Source organism: Pseudomonas sp. (assembly GCF_035277045.1).
Taxonomy (GTDB): Bacteria; Pseudomonadota; Gammaproteobacteria; order Pseudomonadales; family Pseudomonadaceae; genus Aquipseudomonas.
Genome location: NZ_DATELE010000301.1, coordinates 1 through 3,928, shown reverse-complemented (window position 1 = coordinate 3,928; position 3,928 = coordinate 1). Strand labels below are relative to the sequence as shown.

5 protein-coding genes are annotated in these 3,928 nt (G+C 67.1%); all 5 read left to right on the top strand.

Annotated elements, in window-relative coordinates; all coding sequences use genetic code 11:
• Positions 1–489: ABC transporter permease (locus tag VJS90_RS20600; protein WP_324123480.1), on the top strand; the 489-nt coding region annotated here is incomplete at its 5' end.
• 6 nt (positions 490–495) lie between these two features.
• On the top strand, positions 496–1,293 hold the full coding sequence (locus VJS90_RS20595) for an ABC transporter permease (protein ID WP_324123479.1): 798 nt from the start codon (positions 496–498) through the stop codon (positions 1,291–1,293).
• Positions 1,290–2,423, top strand: coding sequence for an FAD-dependent oxidoreductase (locus VJS90_RS20590; protein ID WP_324123478.1), 1,134 nt, complete (start codon positions 1,290–1,292; stop codon positions 2,421–2,423). The genes VJS90_RS20595 and VJS90_RS20590 overlap by 4 nt, the downstream gene beginning before the upstream one ends.
• Positions 2,413–2,766: a (2Fe-2S)-binding protein gene (locus VJS90_RS20585; RefSeq protein ID WP_324123477.1), complete on the top strand. Its 354-nt coding sequence runs from the start codon at positions 2,413–2,415 to the stop codon at positions 2,764–2,766. The genes VJS90_RS20590 and VJS90_RS20585 overlap by 11 nt, the downstream gene beginning before the upstream one ends.
• The coding region (locus VJS90_RS20580; protein WP_324123476.1) for an FAD-dependent oxidoreductase at positions 2,763–3,928 on the top strand (1,166 nt) is incomplete at its 3' end. The genes VJS90_RS20585 and VJS90_RS20580, both read left to right, overlap by 4 nt.

The window sequence follows — 3,928 nt, the reverse complement described above, 5'->3', positions numbered from 1 at the left end:
CTGCTGGGCAACAACGGTCTGATCAACGATGCCTTGCAGGCGCTCGGCATCACCGAGCAACCGGTGAAGATGCTGTTCACCCAGTTCGGCGTGATCATCGCCCTGACCCACGTGCTGGTGCCGTTCATGGTGATCGCGGTGTGGGCGACCCTGCAGCGCCTCGACCTGCAGGTGGAATGGGCCGGGCTGTCCCTCGGGGCCCCTCGGTTCACCGTGTTTCGCCGCATCATCCTGCCGCAGATCATGCCCGGCGTCCTCTCGGGCTCGATCATCGTCTTCGCCCTGGCCGCCTCGGCCTTCGCCACCCCCGCGATCATCGGCGGGCGCCGCCTGAAGGTGGTGGCCACGGCGGCCTACGACGAGTTCCTGGGCACCCTGAACTGGCCCTTGGGCGCCGCCATCGCGATGCTCCTGCTGGTTGCCAACCTGATCATCATCCTGGGTTGCAGCAAGCTGGCCGAGCGCCGTTTCAAACACGTCTTCGAGTAACCGGCCATGCACAAGAACGGATTTTTCTCGTTGCTGTTCCACGTGTCGTTCGTGACCTTCATCGTCGCACCGCTGCTGGTGGTGGTGGTCATGTCATTCACCAGCAAGGGCTACCTGTCGCTGCCTACCGACGGCCTGTCACTGCGCTGGTTCCGCGCGGTGCTGGACAACCAGGAGATGCTCGACGCGTTCTACCTGTCGCTCAAGCTCGGGCTCGTCTCGGCCACGCTGGCCACCTTGCTGGCGATTCCGGCGGCCCTGGCCATCAGCCGCTACGACTTTCCTGGCCGCAGCACGCTCACCGGCTTCCTGCTGTCGCCGCTGATGATTCCCTCCGTGGTGCTGGGCATCGCCTTCCTGCGGTTCTTCTCCCTGGCGCAGATCGGCGGCTCGTTCTGGGCGCTGAGCATCACTCACGTGATCGTGGTATTGCCCTATGCCTTGCGCCTGACGCTGGCCTCGACCATCGGTCTTGAACGCGACATCGAGCAGGCGGCATTGTCGCTGGGCGCGCGGCGCTGGACAGCGTTTCGCCGGGTGATCTTGCCGCGCATCCGCACCGGCGTGATCGGCGGCTGGATGCTGGCGTTCATCCAGAGCTTCGACGAACTGACCATGACCGTGTTCGTCGCCACCCCCGGCACCACCACCTTGCCGGTGGCCATGTACAACCAGATATCCCAGACCATCGACCCCTTGATCACGGCCGTCTCGACCTTGCTGATCGTTGCCACGGTGCTGCTGATGGTCATCCTTGACCGGCTGGTGGGGCTCGACCGGGTACTGGTGGGAGAAGGCAAATGAGCCAGGACATCAGGCAAGCGCAGGTGATCGTGATCGGCGGCGGGCTTGTGGGCATGGCCGTGGCCTATGGCCTGGCCCGCGGCGGCGCCGACACGCTGGTGCTCGACCAGGGCGACGACGCGTTTCGCGCCTCGCGGGGGAACTTCGGCCTGGTCTGGGTGCAGGGCAAGGGTCATGACCTGCCCGATTATTCGCGCTGGACACGCTCCTCGGCGACGCGCTGGCCGACCCTCGCGCAGGCGCTGCTGGCCGACAGCGGCGTCGACGTGCAGCTCAGGCAACCGGGTGGTTTTCACATGTGCTTCAGCGACGAGGAGCTGCTGGAACGCCAGTCACGCTTGCGCACCCTGCAGGCGGCGCTGGGCGACTATCCCTTCGAAATGCTCGACGCCGCCGACCTCAAGGCGCGGCTGCCCTTGATCGGGCCCGCCGTCGTCGGCGCCAGCTACTCGCCCCAGGACGGCCACGTCAATCCCTTGAAATTGCTGCGCGCACTGCATGCCTCGGCCCAGGCCAAGGGCGCGGTGCTGCGCAGTGGCGTGCACGTCGAGCGCATCGACTGCGCGCCCGGCGAGTTCCGCGTGGTCACCGCCCAAGGCAGCTTCACCGCACCGCGGATCGTGCTCGCCGCCGGGCTCGGCAACCCTGGGCTGGCGCGGCAGGTGGGCCTGCATGCGCCGGTCGCGCCCAACCGCGGCCAGGTGCTGATCAGCGAACGCGTCCGGCCGTTTCTCGACTATCCCACCATCAACGTCCGCCAGACCGACGAAGGCACCGTGCAGCTGGGCGACTCCATGGAGGAGGTGGGCTTTGACGATGGCACCTCCATCGACGTCCTCGCCGCGATTGCCCGGCGCGGCGTCTCGACCTTTCCCTTGCTGCGCGATGTGCGGCTGGTGAGGGCCTGGGGCGCACTGCGGGTGCTGAGCCCGGACGGCTTTCCCATCTACCAGCAATCTTGCGCCCACCCCGGCGCCTTCGTGGTCACCTGCCACAGCGGCGTCACCCTGGCGGCCGCCCATGCCTTGCGCCTGGCGCCGTGGATCATGGGCGGTGCCTCACCCGCCGAGCTGCAGGCGTTCAGCGGCGAGCGTTTCCTCAATCACAAGGTGTATGCCCATGCGCACTGATCCGCTGTTCCAACCCGTCAAGAGCGAAGCCCGCGCGACGCGGACCGTGCGCCTGAGCTTCAACGGCCAACCCCTGACCGTGCCCGCAGGGCTCAGCGTCGCCGCCGCGTTGCTGATGTCCGGCGTCCAGCGCTTTCGTGCCACCCCGGTCAGCGAAGCGCCGCGCGCCCCGTATTGCATGATGGGCGTGTGCTTCGAGTGCCTGGTGGACATCGACGGCGTGCCCAATCGCCAGAGCTGCCTGATCGAGGTGGCCGAAGGCATGCGCATTCGTTCGCAAGAAGGTGCCCGTGACCTGATTTACCAGCCTGCCACGGTGCAGGTCGTGGAGGTGCAGCCATGAGCCGTGAAATCGTCGACGTCGTCGTCATCGGCGCAGGCGCCGCCGGCATGGCCGCCGCCACCGCCATGGCCGACCTGGGCCTGCAGGTGGTGTTGCTGGACGAGCAGGGCAGCCCCGGCGGGCAAATCTACCGTGGCATCACCCTGGCGCCGCTGTCGCGCCGCGACATGCTGGGCCCCGACTATGCCCATGGCAACACGCTCGCCCAGGCGCTGGCGGCCTCCAGCGTACGCTACGAAAAAGGCGCCGCTGTGTGGCAGGTGACGCGCGATCATCAGGTCAGCTACCTGCGCGAAGGCCGCCTGCGCACGCTGGACGCCAAAGCCGTGTTGCTCGCGACCGGGGCCATGGAACGACCGTTTCCCATCACTGGCTGGACCTTGCCCGGCGTGATGAGCGCAGGCGCCGCGCAGATCCTGTTGAAAAGCGCCGGCCTGGCGCCGAGCGAGCCGGTGGTGCTGGCCGGCTGCGGTCCTTTGCTGTATCTGCTGGGCTGGCAGTACCTGCGCGCCGGCGTGCGGATCAAGGCCCTGGTCGACACCACCCGCCCCGAGGATTACTGGCGTGCCCGCCGCCATCTGTTCGCCGCGCTGCGCGCCTGGCCGTATCTGCGCAAGGGCCTCGAGCTGATGCGCAGCCTGCGCGGTGCCGGCATAGCGCATTACATCGGTGCCGAGCACTTGGTGGTGGAAGGGCAGGATGCAGCGCAGGCACTCAGTTTTCGCGTGGCGGGCAAGGCGCAGCGCGTCGATACCCGGTGTGTCCTTCTGCATCAGGGGGTCGTGCCGAATATCCAGTTCAGCCAGTCGCTACGGGCCCGTCATGAATGGGACGCTGATCAACTGTGCTTCCGTCCCGTGACGGACACCTGGGGCGAGCTCGATGTGCCCCATGTCTACGTCGCAGGCGATGGCGCAGGCATCGGCGGCGCCCAGGCAGCGGCGGTGCAAGGACAGCTGGCGGCACTGGGCATCGCCACGCAACTGAAGAAAATCAACGTTGCCACCCGTGACCAGCAGGCCGGCCCGCTGCGCCAGCAGCTGGAAGCCAACCTGCGCATCCGGCCCTTCCTGGACGCGCTCTATCAACCGAAGCAAGCCAACCGCATTCCCGCCGACGACGTCATCGTCTGCCGCTGCGAAGAAGTGACGGCAGGTGAGTT

Excerpts from the sequence above, each read along its gene's own strand:
- VJS90_RS20595 (WP_324123479.1), top strand. The coding sequence starts at position 496 with ATGCACAAGAACGGATTTTTCTCGTTGCTGTTCCACGTGTCGTTCGTG.
- VJS90_RS20590 (WP_324123478.1), top strand. The coding sequence starts at position 1,290 with ATGAGCCAGGACATCAGGCAAGCGCAGGTGATCGTGATCGGCGGCGGG.
- VJS90_RS20585 (WP_324123477.1), top strand. The coding sequence starts at position 2,413 with ATGCGCACTGATCCGCTGTTCCAACCCGTCAAGAGCGAAGCCCGCGCG.